This window comes from Flavobacterium azooxidireducens (assembly GCF_023195775.1).
Taxonomy (GTDB): domain Bacteria; phylum Bacteroidota; class Bacteroidia; order Flavobacteriales; family Flavobacteriaceae; genus Flavobacterium; species Flavobacterium azooxidireducens.
Genome location: NZ_CP096205.1, coordinates 1,108,492 through 1,125,606 on the forward strand (window position 1 = coordinate 1,108,492; position 17,115 = coordinate 1,125,606).

General features: G+C 34.6%; 13 protein-coding genes. 9 read left to right on the forward strand and 4 right to left on the reverse strand.

The features are described from left to right. Positions 1-21: 21 nt before the first annotated feature. A complete protein-coding gene (locus M0M57_RS04965) occupies positions 22-951 on the reverse strand; it encodes a hypothetical protein (protein ID WP_248435934.1) in 930 nt (309 codons plus the stop codon). 210 nt (positions 952-1,161) lie between these two features. Beyond that, the gene (locus tag M0M57_RS04970; RefSeq protein WP_248435936.1) at positions 1,162-2,322 is read right to left on the reverse strand and encodes a T9SS type A sorting domain-containing protein; all 1,161 of its coding nucleotides are present in this window, start codon (positions 2,320-2,322) and stop codon (positions 1,162-1,164) included. 151 nt (positions 2,323-2,473) lie between these two features. On the opposite strand from M0M57_RS04970, the gene M0M57_RS04975 reads away from it, so the two are divergent. The 4 genes from M0M57_RS04975 (at position 2,474) to M0M57_RS04990 (ending at position 9,860) form a co-directional block, all read left to right on the forward strand. Further along, positions 2,474-3,055, forward strand: coding sequence for an RNA polymerase sigma factor (locus M0M57_RS04975; protein ID WP_248435937.1), 582 nt, complete (start codon positions 2,474-2,476; stop codon positions 3,053-3,055). A 4-nt stretch (positions 3,056-3,059) separates the two neighbouring features. Next, a complete protein-coding gene (locus M0M57_RS04980) occupies positions 3,060-3,794 on the forward strand; it encodes a tetratricopeptide repeat protein (RefSeq protein WP_248435939.1) in 735 nt (244 codons plus the stop codon). Beyond that, complete coding sequence (locus tag M0M57_RS04985) at positions 3,795-4,238, forward strand: nucleoside deaminase (RefSeq protein WP_248435940.1); 444 nt, start codon at positions 3,795-3,797, stop codon at positions 4,236-4,238. 120 nt (positions 4,239-4,358) lie between these two features. Further along, positions 4,359-9,860, forward strand: coding sequence for an alpha-2-macroglobulin family protein (locus tag M0M57_RS04990; protein WP_248435942.1), 5,502 nt, complete (start codon positions 4,359-4,361; stop codon positions 9,858-9,860). A gap of 209 nt (positions 9,861-10,069) precedes the next feature. Here the strand turns inward: M0M57_RS04990 and M0M57_RS04995 are convergent, their stop codons facing one another. Beyond that, positions 10,070-11,044, reverse strand: a complete 975-nt coding sequence (locus M0M57_RS04995) for an IS110 family RNA-guided transposase (protein ID WP_248435943.1) — start codon at positions 11,042-11,044, stop codon at positions 10,070-10,072. A 318-nt stretch (positions 11,045-11,362) separates the two neighbouring features. Here M0M57_RS04995 and M0M57_RS05000 point away from each other — a divergent pair, with 318 nt between their 5' ends. The 4 genes from M0M57_RS05000 to M0M57_RS05015 all read left to right on the forward strand — a co-directional run bounded on the left by M0M57_RS05000 (position 11,363) and on the right by M0M57_RS05015 (position 13,269). Next, positions 11,363-11,524: a hypothetical protein gene (locus M0M57_RS05000; protein ID WP_248435945.1), complete on the forward strand. Its 162-nt coding sequence runs from the start codon at positions 11,363-11,365 to the stop codon at positions 11,522-11,524. Positions 11,525-11,552: 28 nt separating this feature from the next. After that, on the forward strand, positions 11,553-12,293 hold the full coding sequence (locus M0M57_RS05005; RefSeq protein WP_248435947.1) for a hypothetical protein: 741 nt from the start codon (positions 11,553-11,555) through the stop codon (positions 12,291-12,293). Between the two features lie 32 nt (positions 12,294-12,325). Then, a complete protein-coding gene (locus tag M0M57_RS05010) occupies positions 12,326-12,823 on the forward strand; it encodes a hypothetical protein (RefSeq protein WP_248435949.1) in 498 nt (165 codons plus the stop codon). A gap of 80 nt (positions 12,824-12,903) precedes the next feature. Continuing rightward, a complete protein-coding gene (locus M0M57_RS05015) occupies positions 12,904-13,269 on the forward strand; it encodes a hypothetical protein (protein WP_248435950.1) in 366 nt (121 codons plus the stop codon). A 170-nt stretch (positions 13,270-13,439) separates the two neighbouring features. Here the strand turns inward: M0M57_RS05015 and M0M57_RS05020 are convergent, their stop codons facing one another. Continuing rightward, positions 13,440-14,441 (reverse strand): IS110 family RNA-guided transposase, encoded by a 1,002-nt coding sequence (locus tag M0M57_RS05020; protein WP_248435824.1) that lies wholly within the window; start codon positions 14,439-14,441, stop codon positions 13,440-13,442. 352 nt (positions 14,442-14,793) lie between these two features. Here M0M57_RS05020 and pbpC point away from each other — a divergent pair, with 352 nt between their 5' ends. Continuing rightward, the gene (gene pbpC / locus M0M57_RS05025; RefSeq protein ID WP_248435952.1) at positions 14,794-17,097 is read left to right on the forward strand and encodes a penicillin-binding protein 1C; all 2,304 of its coding nucleotides are present in this window, start codon (positions 14,794-14,796) and stop codon (positions 17,095-17,097) included. The last annotated feature ends 18 nt before the right edge of the window (positions 17,098-17,115 follow it).

Genomic DNA, 17,115 nt, shown 5'->3' on the forward strand with positions numbered 1-17,115 from the left:
TAAAATATCCTATTCTGTGTGTTAAAGAGCATTAATTGCAGCAATTAACTGAGCTTCTGTACCCAAAGTTGTTTCAGACAAACTAAAAGTAACTTGGTGATTGGGAACTAAAGCTTGTACTGGTTTAATTGCATATCTGAAAAGGCCATTTTCTTCGGTTACAAAAACAAAGTTCACTTCCATTCCAACGGGAAACTCGCCGTAGGTTGTGCCTAATGAATTAGGAAAATCATTTGTAGTCATAAAAACAGCACTATTACCATTTCCATATCCTTGAGGCACTAAAGTACTAATTTCTGTTCTTGGTCCGGAATAATTAACAAATCTATCGTAGTTAAACCATCCGAAGCTGCTAAAGAAAACATTATATAAATCGGAACCTAAGCCTTGTCCTTGACCAATCCAGAACTCCACAGTAACAGTTTGTTCCCAAATTAAATCTCCGTCTTGATCTATTGTTCCGGCAAATGGCAGCATAGCGTTATCTGTTCCGCCGGTTAGTGATGTAGGAGCACTCAACATCATTCCACAGTCCAATGTAAGTTGAACACCATCTTGCGTAACATTAATATAAAACTCGCCTCCGGAAGTTAATAATTTTGTTTCACCATTTTCTACACCCATAGTTGGTTTGTTGGTTACAAGCATAGAGGCTCTGTCAAAGATTTCAACATATTCTAATTCAACATTTCCGGTAACCGGATTTCCGTTTTTGCGTAAACAGTTTCCGTAAATAGTTAATAAAACACCATTATCTGAAACATAATTTAATGTGGTTTCAGCATCAAAAGTGGCGGTTTGAGTTCTGCTTTCAAGAGCATTGTCAAATAAGGCTCTGAATGATTGACTGGTTGGAACATAAGTATAGGAGTTTCCATTGTCGTCTGAACTACAGCTAGCAAAACCAATTGCAGCTAGCATTAATAAGATTGATTTTTTTAAATTTTTCATGATTTCTAAATTTTAAATTGTTTTTATATCACTATATCAACTGAATGATAAATTTGTTACCCTGTTTTTTTAATTTTTTTGAAAGTTTATTAGCATCAACGAATAAGAGCGTTTTTTTTAAGCAATTTTTCCCATCTTTTTTGGTTGTTGATGCTAATAAATCTCTCAAAAATTTATTCATAGCAATTTTAAGGGCAAAAGGGAGTCTTGTTATTCTTTCACAATTTTTTCTTTATATGTACTAGTTGATGTTGTAATTTCAAGGAAATAAATTCCTTTTTCCAAATCGCTTAGGTTTAATTCAATTTGACTAGAGTTGTTGCCTTTTATTTTCTTTTTCATTGTTCCTGTAAAGTCATAAATAGCAATTGATTCGGCTTTTTCATTTTCACCAATTTTTACTGAAAGAACATCTTTGACAGGATTGGGAGACGATTTAAATGCAAAATTAACAGGGAGAGGGTCGTAAGTAAGCATGCAACTTCTAAATGATTTTGTCCATGAAAAGTCTGTCCAACCAATTGGCGTTATTTCCTGAATAATATTTCCACCACCACCAATTCGACTACTTATATAAAGAATTTTAAAAGTGTATACGCCATTTGAATTACAATTGTAAAAAGGTTGATTTGTAAATGTTGAAGAATAACTTAAATTATCTACTAACATTTGAATTGGAGCACAAGAAGAGCTACTTGGAGGTGTAATTTTTAGATATAATTTGTTGTTGTTTGGTTTTGTACCTGTTGCTAGAAAATTTACATAACCTGTGTTTTGGTTTTGACTGTTTTTCACACAAGCTGTGCTAATAGTTAGGTTCAAGCTGGGATGTTGTTCTTTTTGTATAATTATTCTATAATATGCTGTTTTATAGACATTGTCTGTGTTGGTAAACTGCACAATTCCACAAGTTCCTTCCACTCTTAAATTGTGAATTCCCACACTTAGCGGATTGGTTAAATCAAGTTGCGAAACATTATTTATAGACGAAAGAAGTAATCCGCCGGAATGAGCATTGAAAACTTTAATTTTTGAGGTACATGAGGATCCATTTGCGGATTGTTTGCAATTATAAGATGATACACCATTTTTAAATCGAAGGTGATTAAAAGTTAAAGAATTTTCAAAAAAAGGAATAGTGAAAGTATATACGTTAACCGTATAATTTGAAACACCGGCACTTTCAACATGACTGGAAGTTGATAAATTTACTGCATTTGTGTTTGAATACAAAAAATCGAAATTTGTATAAGTTGTTTGTGGGCTACAATTAGTCTGAGACATTGCATTGTGACCTAATAACAATAGAAAATTAATTACTAAGAATTTCAAGAAATTCTTTTTAAATCGAAATTGGTTAAAATTTTTCATAATAAATAAAATTTAATTTCCCCTACTCTATTAGCTTTTCGGGTTACGCTTTTACCTATATCAATCGAATGGAAAATTTGTTACCCTAGTTTGATAAAAAAAAACAAACTCGGATAATATTTTTTATATTAGCCAATAAATAAAGGGATTCATGACTTTAAAAGCACCTCATGCAGATCAGTATTTCATTGATGGTTTGATAGAAAACAATTCTGCCATAATTCAATCCATCTATAAAAAGTTTGCTCCAAAAGTGATTCATTATATTAAAACAAATAATGGTGATGTTGATCATGCTCAAGATGTAATTCAAGAAGTGCTAATGACGATTTATAACCAAGCGAAAACAAAAGATTTAAAATTAACTTGTCCGTTTGATGCCTATTTTTTTCTGCTATGCAAAAGAAGATGGCTTAATGAATTAAAAAAATCTTCCAATAAACAGGTAACAATTCAAGACGATACTTTATCTACAGATGACTCAATCACTCAAATGGTTTTGACGACAGAAGATTTTGATGAAAAACAAGCCCTATTTGACCAAATGTTTCAAAAATTAGGCGAAAAATGCCAAGAATTGCTCAAACTAAGTTTTGTAACAAAAACGTTAGACGAAGTAGCCATCAAATTGAATGTTTCGTATGCTTATGTTAGAAAGAAAAAATCACTCTGCACCGGTCAATTAACCGAATTGATTCAACTATCAAGTCAATATAAATCACTAAAATTTTAATGTGATGCAAGAAGAAATTTACATATTATTCGAAAACTATCTTTCTAATGAAATGAATGAAAAAGATCGGTTATCTTTTGAAAATCAGTTGTTAGCTGATTCGCAATTGAAGGAGAAATTCGAACTATATCAACAAAATAATCAATTTTTAGCCACAAAATTCAGTACCAAAAAAGCGGATTTTGAGTCTAATTTAAAAACCATTTCCAAAAATTATTTTGAACAAGAAATAAAAGAAGATACAAAGGTTTTTAAACTCAAACGCTATTATTTTGCCATCGCTGCATCTGTTGTTTTCTTTTTAGGATTGCTAGTGTTTTTGCAAAATAGCAATCCGGAATACAACGATTTCAATCAACATGAAATTGCTTCATTTACTGTAAGAAATGATTCGGATGAAAGTTCATTCTTTTTAAAAGAAGCCCAAGATTTTTTTAATCAAAAAAAGTATGATTTAGCATTACAAGCTTTTCAAAAAATGAGTCCGATGAACAATACAGAAGAAAAACTGTTTTATGGGATCACATTATTAGAAACCGATAATTTAGTTGAAGCTAAAGCTGTTTTTGTTGAAATTGAAAACGGAACGTCGATCTATCAAAACAAAGCAACATGGTATCTTGCCCTTTTAGCTTTAAAAGAAAATGATTTAGAAACCTGTAAGCTCTATTTAAAAAAGCTTCCAAAAAATGCAGATGATTTCCAACAAGCTCAAAAATTGTTAAATAAAATAGAATAAATGGAAAACCCTTTCACCGACGAGTATTTTATGAAAAAAGCCCTGCAAGAAGCCGAAGTCGCTTTTGAACAAGGCGAAATTCCCGTGGGAGCCATCATTGTGGTAGAAAATAAAGTCATCGCCAGAACGCATAATTTAACTGAATTACTCAACGATGTCACTGCTCACGCCGAAATGCAAGCCATCACTTCTGCAGCTAATTTCATTGGTGGGAAATACTTAAAAGGTTGCACACTTTACGTCACCTTAGAACCTTGTCAAATGTGTGCCGGAGCTTTGTATTGGAGTCAGATTTCAAAAATTGTGTTTGGAGCTCGAGATGAGCAACGTGGTTTTGTGAAAATGGGAACAAAATTACACCCCAAAACAGAAATCGTTTCAGGTGTTTTGGCTCAAGAATCAGCCGATTTAATGCTACGTTTTTTCGCATCCAAACGCAAGTAATTTTATCCAAAAATTCTTCTAAAAAATAATTATCTTTAACACAATATTTGGAATACTTTTTGTGTTATCGACAATAAGTACCCACACTTTTCCCGTTCCACTTTTTAATCTTTTTGAACAATGTCAATCAAACGTTTGATGCAACTTCTTGTTGCGGTTGTAGTGCTACACTCTTGTGGCAAAAAAGAATCTACAGAAGATTTTAATTCTGATTTTTCATTGTTTCACGAGTACATACTGAACTTCAGTTCCGGTTTGGTTTCGGCCAATTCCGATATTCGCGTAACCCTGGCTTTCGATAAGCAAGAATGGCAACCCAATCAGGAAATTGATAAAAATTTATTTGATATTTCGCCGAGTGTGAAAGGGAAAATGGTCGCCTTAGCCTCCAACACCATTGCTTTTGTGCCCGAAAAGCCATTGGAACAAGATACTGAATACCGCATTGTTTTCAAATTATCCAAACTTATAAAAACTGAAAAAGGTTTAGAAGAATTCAAATTTTCTATCAAAACCTTAAAGCAAGATTTTATAGTAAATGTGATGGATTTGCAATCGTACAGCAGAGAATTGAACTATTTGAACGGAACAATTCAAACCAGCGATTTGTTGGATTTTACGACTGCTTCAAAACTCGTTGAAGCTACACAAGACGGAAAAAAATTAAAAATTAAATTTGATAAATCACTCAGTACGAAAACGGAATTCAAATTTATTATCGATAGCATTCAACGTAAAGTAGAAGACGATAAAATCGAAATTTCTTGGAACGGAAAACCTTTCAACATCGACCAAAAAGGAAGTGTGGAATATGAAATTCCGGGTAAAAATAATTTCAAAATTGTTGGAATGGAAGTGGGCGATGAAGACAATCAATCCCTATTCATCAATTTTACTGATCCCATCAAAAAAGGACAAGATTTACAAGGATTAGTTTCCGTTGAAACTGCTCAAACCACCAAATTTTTAATCGAAGGAAATTTACTGAAAGTCTTTTTCAGCGAACCATTAAAAGGTGATTTACTGGTGGAAGTTTTCCAAGGAATTACCAGCGACGAAGGCTATAAAATGAAAGAAACTTTTTCGCAAAGAGTAGCTTTCAACGAAATGAAACCGAATGTTCGCTTTTCAAAAAACGGAACGATTTTACCAAGTTCAAATAATTTAAAAATCAATTTTGAATCGGCAAATCTAAAAGCGGTTGATGTAAAAGTGTATAAAATTTACCAAAATAATGTTCTGCAATTTTTACAAGATAATAATTTAAACGGAAATCGAAATTTAAGAAAAGTAGCTTCACCGATAGCCAAACAAACCATCAATTTATTAAATAAAAAACTGCCGAATTACAGCAAGTGGAATACGTTTGCTCTTGATTTATCAAAAATAATCACACCGGAGCCTGGAGCGATTTATCGGGTAGAAATGTCGTTCAAGAAAAGTTATTCATTATTCAAATGTTCCGAAACGACAACAGATGACGACGTAGAACGAGAAGATGATAACGAAGAAGTGCGTTCCTACAACGATGATTACTACGACTATTATTGGTATGATGATTACGATTGGTACGATAGCAAAGATGCTTGTCAAGATGATTATTTCCGCCGTGGCCCGATTGGAATGAATGTGTTAGCTTCTGATTTAGGTGTAATTGCTAAACGTGGTGAAAATGGTTCTTACACCATTGCCGTAACCAACATTGTCAACACGCAACCCATTTCGGGAGCAACGGTTGAATTGTATGATTTTCAACAGCAAAAAATTGCTTCAGGAAATTCCGATGCAGAAGGAATGGCTTCATTTAAAGTTGACAAATATGCCTATTTTGCTCTCGTTTCAAAAGATAAACAAACCACTTACGTGAAATTAGACGAAGGCTTTTCGCAATCGGTCAGTAATTTTGATGTGTCCGGAGAAAAATTACAAAAAGGACTCAAAGGGTATATCTATGGCGAAAGAGGCGTTTGGCGTCCGGGTGATACATTGTTTTTGAGCTTTATGTTAAATGATGCCGCCAGCAAATTAGACAAATCGCATCCTATCAAATTCAAATTGAATGATCCAACTGGAAAATTAACCTTTCAGTCGGTTCAAAAGTATAACGAACTCAATCATTATAAATTCATCATTCCAACTCGTGACTCTCATCCTACGGGAAGTTGGGAAGCAGTAATTAGCGTTGGAGGTGCTCGATTTTATAAAAACATCAAAATTGAAACCATCAAACCAAATCGATTAAAAATCAAAAATAAATTCGATTCCGAAATTTTATCCACAGCCAAAACAAATGTCAGCGAAGTAGAAGTGGCTTGGTTGCACGGTGCCGTTGCCAAAGATTTAAAAATGGAAATGCAAGCCAAAATTATGCAACAAAAAACCGCTTTTAAAGGATTCGCCAATTATAATTTTGATGACCCAATCCGTCAATTTGAAACAGAAGAAACGACAATTTATAACGGAAAAGTAAATTCGGAAGGAAAAGCAACCGTGAGTTTTCAACCAAAGGTAAGCAGTCAATCACCCGGAATGTTGAAAGCCAGTTTGATGACCAAAGTCTATGAAAACGGTGGCGATTTCAGTACCGATGTGATGGCAACAACACTTTCGCCTTATCAAACGTATGTCGGTTTAAAAACGCCCGAACCAAACAAATACGGCTTACTAGAAACCGGAAAAATGAACCGCTACGACATTGTAACCGTAGACGAAAAAGGAAATCCAAAAGCAGTTCAAAACTTAAAAGTGCAAGTTTATAAAGTAGAATGGCGTTGGTGGTGGGATGCGAGTTATGACAACCTTTCCAGTTATGTTTCCTCCAATTCAACAACTGCTTTTAAGAATTTCAACGTAAGCACCAATTCCACCGGAAAAGCAAGCGTTCAATTCAAAAATGATGAAAATGAATGGGGTCGTTATTTAATAAGAGTTACCGATGAACAAGGCGGTCACGCCACCGGTTCAACCGTAATGATTGATTGGCCATATTGGTCAGGAAAAACTAGAAATACCGATGCTTCCAATGCATCGATGTTGATGTTTTCCACCGATAAAAAGAATTACGCTGTGGGCGAAAAAGCCAAAATTTCCTTCCCATCTAGTGCTGGAGGAAGAGCGTTAATTTCATTGGAAAATGGTTCTCGCGTGGTCAAAACTTTCTGGGCAACTACGCAAAAAGGCGAAACCAAAGTCGAAATTCCAATTACCGGCGAAATGGCTCCAAATGTGTTCGTTCACATTACATTATTACAACCGCACGCTTCCACGTTAAACGATTCACCAATTCGTTTATATGGAATTGTGCCGATTGAAGTCGTCGATAAAAACACCATCCTCGAACCCCAAATCACTATGCCGGAAGTTTTAAAACCGGAAGGAAAAGTCAACATCCGCGTAAGCGAAAAATCAGGAAAAGCAATGACATACACGTTGGCAATTGTGGATGATGGTTTGCTCGATTTAACCCGATTTAAAACCCCAAATGCGTGGAATAGTTTCTACACTCGTGAAGCGTTAGGCGTAAAAACCTGGGATATTTTTGATGAAGTAATTGGAGCCTACGGCGGAAGAATCAACCAAGTGTTCAGCATAGGTGGTGACGAAGATTTGGGCGGAAGCAAAGCCAAAAAAGCCAATCGTTTTAAACCGGTGGTGATGTATTTTGGCCCATACAAATTAGAAAAAGGAAAATCGCAAACGCATAAAATTACGATGCCAAACTATGTCGGTTCAGTCCGAACTATGGTTGTAGCCGGAGATGTAAATTCGAGTGCGTACGGTTCAGCTGAAAAAACAACACCGGTTAGAAAACCGTTGATGGTCTTAGCTTCATTACCACGAAAAATTTCTCCAACTGAAAAAGTAACGTTGCCGGTAACGATTTTTGCAATGGAACCACAAGTAAAAAATGTTTCATTACAAATCAAAACCAACAACGGAATTCGAGTAATTGGAAAAACTTCCCAAAGTTTATCATTCGCTCAACCGGATGAAAAAATGGCGTATTTTGAGTTGGAAGTAGGCGAATTAACCGGATTGGCAAAAGTGCAAGTCATCGCCACTTCCGGAAATGAAAAAGCCACTTACGAAGTCGAACTCGATATAACAAATCCAAACCCGATTACGAATGAATTTACCGATATTGTCTTAGAACCTAATAGTTCAAAAACAATCGATGTTGCAACCTTCGGTGTCGCCGGAAGCAACAAAGCTCAATTGGAAGTTTCGTCTTTCCCAACCATCGATTTTAGTAGAAGATTACAATATTTAATCCAATATCCGCACGGTTGTTTGGAGCAAACCACGTCGAGTGTTTTCCCGCAATTGTATTTGGCTGATATTTTCGATTTAGACCAAAACCGTAAAAACGAAATTCAGAAAAACATCAAAATCGGAATCCAAAAATTAGGCGGTTTCCAAATTTCAAATGGCGGATTCTCGTATTGGAGCGGACAAAATTATGCCGACGATTGGAGTTCATCCTACGTGGGTCATTTCCTCATTGAAGCCGAGAAAAAAGGCTATGTTTTACCCATCAATTTCAAATCAAAATGGATTGCCTATCAACAAAAAGCGTCCAAAGAATGGCGTTTGAACAAAGGCTATCACAACGATTTTGCTCAAGCCTATCGTTTGTACACCTTGGCTTTGGCGGGTTCGCCCGATATGGCTTCAATGAACCGTTTGCGTGAAACCACCGGAATTTCTAACGAAAGTAAATTGCGTTTGGCTGCTGCCTATGCGTTGGCCGGACAAAAACAAGCCGCTCAAACACTATTCAATCAAAGCAAAATTGATGAAACGAACCAAAATCATTACTATTATTACGGTTCGCCAGAACGAAATAAAGCGATGGCTTTGGAAACTTTATTGCTAACAGGAAACAAACAAAGAGCCTTCAAAATGGCGACCGATTTGGCTAAAAATATGGCTTCCGATCAATGGATGAGCACCCAAACCACGGCTTATTGTTTATATGCAATGTCAAAATTTGCTCAACAAAACGGCGGAAAAGGCGTAGAAGTAACGTATTCTTTAAACGGAAAATCGCAAACCATCACAACTGCAAAATCATTGGCAAACCGAAATTTAGAAATCAAAAACGGAAGCAATTCCATCACCATCAAAAACACCAAATCCAACACGTTGTATGTGCGAGTACTCACGAGCGGCATTTTGCCAATCGGTCAAGAAAAAGCGATGCAAAGTAAATTGTTTACCAATCTAGTCTTTAAAAACCGAAGCGGAGCACCAGTCAGCGTATCAAAAATCGCTCAAGGAACCGAGTTTATTGCCGAAATAACCATCCGAAACCAAACCAACGAACGTGTAGAAAATCTGGCATTAACACAAATTATCCCATCCGGATTTGAAATTGTGAACACTCGGTTTACCGATTTTGGCAGTTTTGGCAACAACATAGCCGACCACATCGACATCCGCGACGATCGCACCAATTTCTATTTTGGCCTCAAAGCCAACGAGTCCAGAACGTTCCGAGTGCTGTTAAATGCGTCCTATTTGGGCAACTATTACCTGCCCGGTATGCAAGCCGAAGCGATGTACGACAACACGTATGCGGCACGAACATTGGGTCAATGGGTGGAAGTGGTGAAGGAGTAGCGTTTTAAACTACTAATTGAGCATTGTGTCATTTCGACGATAGGAGACCCGAGCGAAGCGAACAGGCGAAGCAAATCACATAAAGTTGGTAAAGACAAAGTATTTCACCCAATTTTGTCATTCGCAAAGTGTGTCATTTCGACCAAAGGGAGAAATCACATAAAGTAGGTCAAGACAAAGTATTTCACCCAATTTTGTCATTCCGATTTCTATGATAAAACCAAATTTTTTTGATAAGGAATTTGGTTTTTAATTACTGCAAAAACCCTATGTATTATTTTGTTTCTAACTGCATTTATAACGCTCATTTTATTTTTACCTTCTTCTACTTTTCGAAGATAATAATTTCTTAAGTCATTATCATTCCTAATAGCACTCATCGCTCCTAGATGCAAGACACTTTTAACTGTTTTATCAGCAAGCCTTGACACTCCGGATCTTCGCTTTATTGATGTGCCTGACTGAAAATCAAAAGGAACAACTCCGCTATAACAGGCCATTTTCCTTGGATCTGTTATAGTTGTAAACCCTTCCGTTTTTGCCAAAATAATCCAAGAGAGTACTTTGCCTACACCAGGAACAGATTTCATCAATTGATAATTATTTTTTAATTCTGATTCACTAGAGATAACTTCTTCTATACTTTTTTCTATGTTTTTAATTTGAATATCAATACTCTTAACAAGTTGCAAATTTAATTTCAGCAATTCCTTGTCCATATTAATTCCTTTCATCAGTTTGTAGTCATCCTGCTGGCTCGTCAATTGTTTTCTCATTTTTATTCTTGCTGCTCTTTCTGTAAGCAGTACTTTAATTTTTCTGATTGTCAAGGATGAAGGTTTCCATTGTGTAATTTCTTGATGGTTCTTCTCGATAAAATTACAAATTCGAAGTGCATCAACCTTGTCATTTTTTCCTCTTGTAAGGCCCATACTCTTCTTTAAGTGTAAGGGTGATATGATATAAACTTTAAAGTTGTGAGATTCCAAGACCTGCAACAAATTCCAATTATATTTACCCGTATTTTCCATAGCTACAATAGGATAGCTAGTAGAATAAATTTTAAAAAAACGCTTAATACTCTGTACTTTGTTTTCAATAGTAAAATAGGAAACTTTTTCATCTTTGATACAAATGTCTAAAGTCTTCTTACTGATGTCAATGCCAATAATAATGTTTTTCATAACTTTGCTTTTAACGTTAAACAAGTGATTTGAGAAATTCATCATAAGCTCAACTCCTTAATAATGGGTCTGGTTCCCTAATTTCTATTTGAGTCTTTGATGAAAAGGGAAGCTAAAGTCTTAATCGAAATATGAGTAATTAACTCTGACGCAGGAATAGTGTACTTTTGCTTCCTTTCTCAATCATAAATTTATTGATTTTTTCTAAAAACAAATCTAAAGGACGAAGGAGGAATCTCAAAAAATAATGATTGTCAATAAGCGTTATGTGATTTCTCCCTCTGGTCGAAATGACACAGCACTATAAATAGTATTAATATGAAGCCAATCCCGCTTTCCATTCCAAGCTTGTTTGCCAAAGCTGTTTTTTCTAAGCCGCCCCAAGAGCTTCCTCTGGTCGCTTTGGGTCAGCAAGAAAAAATCAGCTTTGGCGGCTCAAGGCTTTCCATTGCAATCGGGGCTAAGGGGTTGGTGCAATAAAAAGAATACAAATAAAATGCAATAAATTATGAAAAACCTTTTCATTCTTATTTTACTAATTCTTTCGATTTCCTGTCAAAAAAAGGAAATTGAACCGCCACTATTTTGCGAAAATGAACTCCAAATATTCAAAACATTTGATTCGTTACCAAAAACCAATTTTTCAATAGTAGATTTCAGGGACGATTATAAAACTAAGTTAGATAGTTTGTTTAGAAATTCAGAATCTGGGTATGCATATTTTATTTTAAATTTAGAATTATCAGAAGATGTGAAAATCCCATTGGCTTTTCATTCTCGAAATTTAGAATTTGATGAAAATCCAGCACTTATTTCACTCAGAAATTTTTGTCATATTTATTTATCAGACAAGGATTCAATCTATGTGCAATCCGAAAACAAAAGCTTAAATCAAGTCGGTCAAAGTATTGAAGATTTTTACTTTGAAAGAGGAGAAGATAATTTTCAATCTATAATTATTACTTTTTTTTGGGATAAGAAAGTTAATAAAAGTCTTTTAAAAGAATTGATTTTGGAAACTCTAAAAGGATATGCCGGATTTTTAAATAAACAAGCATATATAAAGTTTGGAAAGTTAGTTTGCGATTTGTCTAAAGAAGAGTTAGAATTACTTTCAGAAGAAATTCCATTTCACATAAGAACAGATTTTTCAGAGAATTATGATGATTTTAAAAGTGATTTTTCGCCATATCATTCTCCGCCACCTCCGCCATCTCCAATAGAAGAAAACAATGATGATAATTTGTAGTTAAATGTTATATTCAATATTAAAATGTATAAATGATTAAAAAAATAACAATAGTGGTCTCTGTTTTAATTTTACCTTTCATTTTTTGTTTTTTGATTTACATTCAAATTTCTCAAATAACAAAAACAAAAGATCAATTTAATGTAAATGAAGGAAAAGTTGAAAGTTTTGGCATTACATTAAAGACATACAAAGGTGGGCAAAGATCTCCAAAAACTGTAAGTGAGGTTTTTTACATCAAGTTAAAAAATAATGAGACAACTTTTTCTTATTTTAATAGAAATGAAAATGAATATGTACGATTGAAAGAGAAAATAAAAAGCGGTGACGCTGTTAAGGTTTACAATGAAGGATATAATGCATCACAAAATACCATCGATATTATTCAACTTGAGAAGAATCACGAAATTCTAATTAATAAATCTGAATTCGATTATAATGCTTATATTTTATTGATTTTATTTTCAGTTTTTTTAATCTTATATTTTTATATACCATATAAGTATATCTATTTGAAATCTAAAAAATAATATTCTCTAAAGTCTCTAACTTTAAACCATATTATTAAAAACTTTAGATTTTAATAATTTCTAACTTTGAACATGATTTTATGAAACAATATTACAAAGAATATAATTTTATTGATTGGACAAATCTCTATGCTGATATAAGAAGAGATATTCAGAATAATTATTGGACTCCTTTTGAACCCAATATTGGAGAAAATACTCGCAAGTTAATTTTGGATGAATTCATCAGGTCAATAGGTGATGAATTTTATTTATGTGAGTTTGGATATTTTTCTCATTATGTAATTGGAATCAAATACATACCAAAAGTTTCTAGAAGGAAAGTTCCAAATGATTTTCATGGAATAATAATAAATAAAGGAAAAATTATCGAACAGATGGGTAATGATATAATTAAGGTTAATTGGAGACACTCAGGAACAGAGTTAATAACAATTATCACATGATTTAGAAAAACCCCATTGATAACTATGGTTTAAGCAAATAAAAAATGTTAATTTTTTCATTGATATTTTGAGAATAATTCAATAAATTTGATTTAGGAAAAACACAAGTCTTGCGAAGGGGAAGAGAGTTTTTATCTTTTCCCTTTCAAAAGAAAATATGTTTTTAAAGTTTAAGCTATTTGTCTTTTCTCGTACATTTTATCTTCTCTGATACAAGCACAAACTCGATGTATTAATTTGTTTCTAACATTGTTTAATACAAGCATTTTATTTTTCCCTTCAGCAACTTTTCTTTGATAGTATTCTTTTATCTCAGAATCGTAAGTCGCAGCACAGAGAGCACATAGATGTAATTGCTTTTTTAATTTTTTATTTGCCATATAATGGACTTTAGGTTTTGCCCTGACTGATTTACCCGAAGTGTATTCAAATGGAACTACGCCTGCATAACAAGCCAATTGCCTTGGATTTGAATATAGCGTAAATTCATTAGTAAAACATATTAAAAACAAAGCAGTTATTTTACCTATTCCTGGAACTGATGTAGCTTGATTGAAAATTTTATTGATATTTTCATCTTCTATTATTAGTTCATCTAATTGCTTTTCAATTTTTTTTAAATCTTCTTCAATTCCTTTGATAGTATTTTTTTGAAATTTGTCTAACAATTTTGATAGTTCTAAATCGAAAGTTTTAAGTTCTTTAACATTACGAATCAAACAAGCTTTAGTAGTGGTTAATTTATCTCTAAGAGAAAGTAGTTTTCTAATCTTCTCTACAGACATACTAGGTGCTTTATAAATAGTTGCTTCATCAGCATTTTTCATTGCATAATAGGCAATTCTTTCAGCATCAACTTTATCATTTTTTCCACGTTGAACTCCTATACTTCGTATAATTTTAAGAGACATTTCAACCCAAAGCGAGAAGTTATAACCCGTCAAATACTTAATAATTAACTTACTATACATCCCTGTATGCTCTAAACATACAAGTGTGTTATCAAACGTTGCGTCTTGATCTTTAAGCCACTTGCATAGTGACCTAATCCCTTTGAAATCATTAGTGAATTGATTGTGAAATGTTTTCTTGTTATTACCATTCAAAATCACAACAGCATCAAAATATTCTTTTGATACATCAATACCTAAAAAATGTTTAAATTTGTTCATAAGAAAAGTTTTAAAAGGTTAGCAACCAAACATTGAATACAATCACAACCTTAATAATAGGCCTAAATGCCTGAATAACTATTTGATGCTTATTCAATATAAACTGACAAAGTCCTAATCTGGGGATAGACCTTAAATTCTTGCCACCGAACTGGTTCACTTTGTCAGTTTGGTTGTTAATCTAAAATTACGAAATTTTCAATGAACAAATCTAAAGGCTCTCCGAAGTCTCTGAATTCGGAGTTTATAGTTTTGATAAATATGAATAACAAAAATTAGTTTTAATTCAGTGCTCAAACCCCTCCTCCATAAAACCAAAACCAAAATCGGCCAAAACAAAATCAAATCCATTTTGATTTTACTATTGTTGGTTGGTTATTATTTTTGTTTGCCACGAACACTTTTTAACGAACCGTATTCTACCGTTATCGAAAGCAAAGAAGGTAATTTATTAGGAGCCAAAATCGCCCGTGATGGCCAATGGCGGTTTCCGGCAGCGGATAGTGTGCCGGAGAAATTTCAACAATGTATCATCGCTTTTGAAGACCAGCATTTTTACTATCATCCCGGCTTTAACCCAATTTCGATGTGGAATGCGTTTCGGCAAAACCGAAAAGCCAATCGTGTTGTTCGTGGCGGAAGTACCTTAACCCAACAAGTCATTCGCCTTTCCCGAAAAGGAAAAAACAGAACCTATTTTGAAAAAATCATCGAAGTGGTTCTGGCAACGCGTTTGGAACTTCGTCATTCAAAAAATAACATCTTGAAACTCTATGCTGCCCACGCTCCGTTTGGCAGTAATGTCGTTGGATTAGAAATGGCTTCGTGGCGGTATTTTGGTGTGCAATCGCATCAATTGTCGTGGGCAGAAACGGCTACATTAGCAGTTTTACCGAATGCTCCAAGCCTAATTTATCCCGGAAAAAACCAACAACGTTTACTCGAAAAACGCAATCGTTTACTGGCAAAATTATACGAAAATGAAGTGTTAGATCAACTTTCATACGAAATGGCATTGCAAGAACCTTTGCCACAAAAACCGTTTGACTTACCGCAAATGGCTCCGCATTTATTACAAAAAACCGCCAAAAAACAAGAAGGTCAAAAAGTAAAAACCACCATTGATTTTGCGTTGCAAGAACGATTGAACCAAATTGCTCAAAATTATTATTATCAATACAAACAAAACGAAGTGTACAACTTAGCCATTTTGGTCGTGGAAGTTGAAACCCGAAATATTGTAGGTTATGTTGGAAATGCTCCCACCGACAAAAATCATCAAAAAGATGTTGACATTATTTCGGCTCCACGCAGTTCGGGAAGTATTTTGAAACCGTTGCTTTTTGCCGGAATGTTAGATGAAGGCGAATTGTTACCCAACACGTTAGTTCCTGATATTCCAACACAAATTTCAGGCTATACTCCGCAAAATTTTAATTTAACTTATGACGGAGCGGTTCCGGCGAGACGAGCATTATCACGATCGCTAAATATTCCTTCTGTTTTGATGTTACAGGATTTTGGCGTGTATCGTTTCTACGAACAATTGCAACAATATGGTTTTACCACGATGAAAAAACATCCAAATCACTACGGATTATCACTCATTTTGGGTGGAGCAGAAACCAATTTATGGGATTTGTGTAAAACCTATTCCGGTCTGACAGGAACATTAAATCAATACCAAAAAAACAAATTTCAATACCGAAAAAACGAATTTTCAGAGTTGAATTACGTCGCTGAAAACAAAATTGACTTCGGAAAATTATCCTATCAAAAAAACATTGTGGGAGCAGGGTCAATTTATTTAACCTACGAAGCAATGAAGGAAGTAAACCGTCCCGAAGGCGATGAAGCTTGGCGTTTTTATGATTCGTCGTTACCTATTGCCTGGAAAACCGGAACCAGTTTTGGAAATCGTGATGCGTGGGCTGTCGGAACAAGTTCTAAATATGTAGTCGGAATTTGGGTCGGAAATGCCACAGGAGAAGGTCGACCATCATTAACCGGCGTCAGTCACGCAGCTCCGATTTTGTTTGATGTCTTCAATTTATTGCCACGAAGCAATTGGTTTGAAAAGCCGTTGAACAATTTGCAGCAAGCCGAAGTTTGTACCAAAAGTGGTTTTTTAGCCTCAGAAAATTGTCCTAAAAGTAAACAATGGATTCCGGTTTCGGCTAAGCAAACAGAACAATGCAACTATCATAAATTAGTTCATTTGGACAAAACCGAACAATTTCGGGTAAACAGCAATTGTGAAAATGTGGACGAAATGGTCACTAAATCGTGGTTTGTTCTGCCTCCTGTGATGGAGTGGTATTACAAAAGTAAAAATATGGATTATTGGGTTTTGCCGCCTTTTCGTCAAGATTGTGAGGACAATCAAACGCCGTTTATGGACTTTATTTATCCGAAAACAAACAGCAAAATCTATCTTACCAAAAACTTTGACAGTGAAGTGCAACCGGTGATTTTAAAAGTGGCTCATTCGCAACCTAACATCAAATTGTATTGGTATGTGAATAATACGTATTTAGGTGTTACACAAAACTTTCATGAAATGCCAATGCAAGCCAATTCGGGTATTCATTACATCACTGTGGTGGATGAAAATGGAAGTGAGATTAAAAGGAAAATAGAAGTTGAGCGGGAGTGAACTAAAAAAACCGCCTCA

What these genes read in the sequence shown, in the direction of transcription:
- M0M57_RS04975 (WP_248435937.1), top strand. Translation starts at nt 2,474, where the DNA reads ATGACTTTAAAAGCACCTCATGCAGATCAGTATTTCATTGATGGTTTG.
- M0M57_RS04970 (WP_248435936.1), bottom strand. Translation starts at nt 2,322, where the DNA reads ATGAAAAATTTTAACCAATTTCGATTTAAAAAGAATTTCTTGAAATTC.
- M0M57_RS05015 (WP_248435950.1), top strand. Translation starts at nt 12,904, where the DNA reads ATGAAACAATATTACAAAGAATATAATTTTATTGATTGGACAAATCTC.
- M0M57_RS05005 (WP_248435947.1), top strand. Translation starts at nt 11,553, where the DNA reads ATGAAAAACCTTTTCATTCTTATTTTACTAATTCTTTCGATTTCCTGT.
- M0M57_RS05000 (WP_248435945.1), top strand. Translation starts at nt 11,363, where the DNA reads ATGAAGCCAATCCCGCTTTCCATTCCAAGCTTGTTTGCCAAAGCTGTT.
- M0M57_RS04995 (WP_248435943.1), bottom strand. Translation starts at nt 11,044, where the DNA reads ATGAAAAACATTATTATTGGCATTGACATCAGTAAGAAGACTTTAGAC.
- M0M57_RS05020 (WP_248435824.1), bottom strand. Translation starts at nt 14,441, where the DNA reads ATGAACAAATTTAAACATTTTTTAGGTATTGATGTATCAAAAGAATAT.
- M0M57_RS04985 (WP_248435940.1), top strand. Translation starts at nt 3,795, where the DNA reads ATGGAAAACCCTTTCACCGACGAGTATTTTATGAAAAAAGCCCTGCAA.
- M0M57_RS05010 (WP_248435949.1), top strand. Translation starts at nt 12,326, where the DNA reads ATGATTAAAAAAATAACAATAGTGGTCTCTGTTTTAATTTTACCTTTC.
- M0M57_RS04990 (WP_248435942.1), top strand. Translation starts at nt 4,359, where the DNA reads ATGTCAATCAAACGTTTGATGCAACTTCTTGTTGCGGTTGTAGTGCTA.
- M0M57_RS04980 (WP_248435939.1), top strand. Translation starts at nt 3,060, where the DNA reads ATGCAAGAAGAAATTTACATATTATTCGAAAACTATCTTTCTAATGAA.
- M0M57_RS04965 (WP_248435934.1), bottom strand. Translation starts at nt 951, where the DNA reads ATGAAAAATTTAAAAAAATCAATCTTATTAATGCTAGCTGCAATTGGT.